The 1,347-nt window shown below is 66.5% G+C and carries 1 protein-coding gene and 1 other annotated feature; the gene reads left to right on the top strand.

The genetic code is table 11. The features are described from left to right. Nucleotides 1–54 precede the first annotated feature (54 nt). Nucleotides 55–1,316 (top strand): IS3 family transposase gene (locus tag ACAG25_RS24740; protein ID WP_370491057.1). Its coding sequence is split into 2 segments (ribosomal slippage): nucleotides 55–358 and nucleotides 358–1,316, totalling 1,263 coding nucleotides; the frame shifts between segments, so codons are not numbered across the junction. Further along, nucleotides 354–485, top strand: a sequence feature (AL1L pseudoknot). Its footprint overlaps the gene before it by 132 nt. Nucleotides 1,317–1,347: the final 31 nt, after the last annotated feature.

Genomic DNA, 1,347 nt, shown 5'->3' with positions numbered 1-1,347 from the left:
TGAACCGCCCTGGAAAAGTTGGAGGCTCCTGACCTTGGAAACGAGGATGCAGGTATGCCGAAGGAACAGTCAGCTGGCAAGCCCACGACGCGTCGTTATAGCCCGGAGGAGAAGGCCGCCGCGGTCCGGATGGTCCGGACCTTGCGCGCCGAGCTGGGCACGACGCAGGGCACGGTGGCGCGGGTGGCCAACCAGCTCGGCTACGGGGTGGAGTCGGTGCGGTCCTGGGTGCGCCAGGCCGACATCGACGAGGGCGTGGCGCCCGGGGTGACGACTGCTGAATCGGCGCGGCTCAAGCAACTCGAACAGGAGAATCGAGAACTTAAGCGCGCCAACGAGATCCTGAAACGAGCAGCGAGTTTCTTCGGGGCGGAGCTCGACCGCCAACACAAGAAATAGTCGACTTCATCGACGCCAACCGGGCTGAGTTCGGGGTCGAGCCCATCTGCACCGTCCTGCGCAGCGCGGGAGTGTCGATGGCCCCGAGCACCTACTACAACACCAAGACCCGGCCGCCCTCGGCGCGGGCCGTCCGCGACGCCGAGCTGGCACCGGTGCTGCGCACGCTGTGGGAGGACAACTACCACGTCTACGGGGTCCGCAAGCTGTGGAAAGCCGCACGTCGGGACGGCCACGACATCGGCCGTGACCAGGTCGCGCGCCTGATGCGCAGCCTCGACATCCACGGGGTGCGGCGCGGCAAACCCGTCAAGACCACCAACGCCGACCCGGCCGCGCCACGGCATCCTGACCTGGTCAACCGCCGCTTCACCGCGGCGGCGCCCAACCAATTGTGGGTGACGGATCTGACGTATGTGCCGACCTGGGCCGGGGTGGCCTACGTCTGCTTCATCGTCGATGCGTTCTCCCGGACGATCGTGGGATGGCGGGTGGCGTCGAACATGCGCACCACCATGGTCCTCGACGCACTCGAGATGGCCCGGTGGTCACGCGGAACCACGTTGCCCGGCTTGACCTGCCACAGCGATGCCGGGTCGCAGTTCACCTCGGTGCGCTACGGCGAACGGCTCGCTGAGATCGGTGCGCTGCCCTCGATCGGATCGGTCGGGGATAGCTTCGACAACGCCCTGGCCGAGACGGTCAACGGCTACTACAAAGCTGAGCTGATCTACGGGCCGGCCCGCTCCGGGCCGTGGAAGACCGTCGCCGACGTCGAGCTGGCCACCCTGAGCTGGGTGTACTGGCACAACACCGCCCGCCTCCACAGCTACCTCGACGACGTCCCACCCACCGAGTTCGAGACCGCGTTCTACGATGCCCCACGGAGCGACCAACCACTGGTCGCAATCCAATAGATCGAGCCTCCAGTAGAACCAGGGCGGTTCA

This window comes from Mycobacterium sp. pV006 (genome assembly GCF_041287115.1).
GTDB lineage: Bacteria > Actinomycetota > Actinomycetes > Mycobacteriales > Mycobacteriaceae > Mycobacterium.
This window is presented reverse-complemented; position numbering and strand designations above follow the sequence as displayed.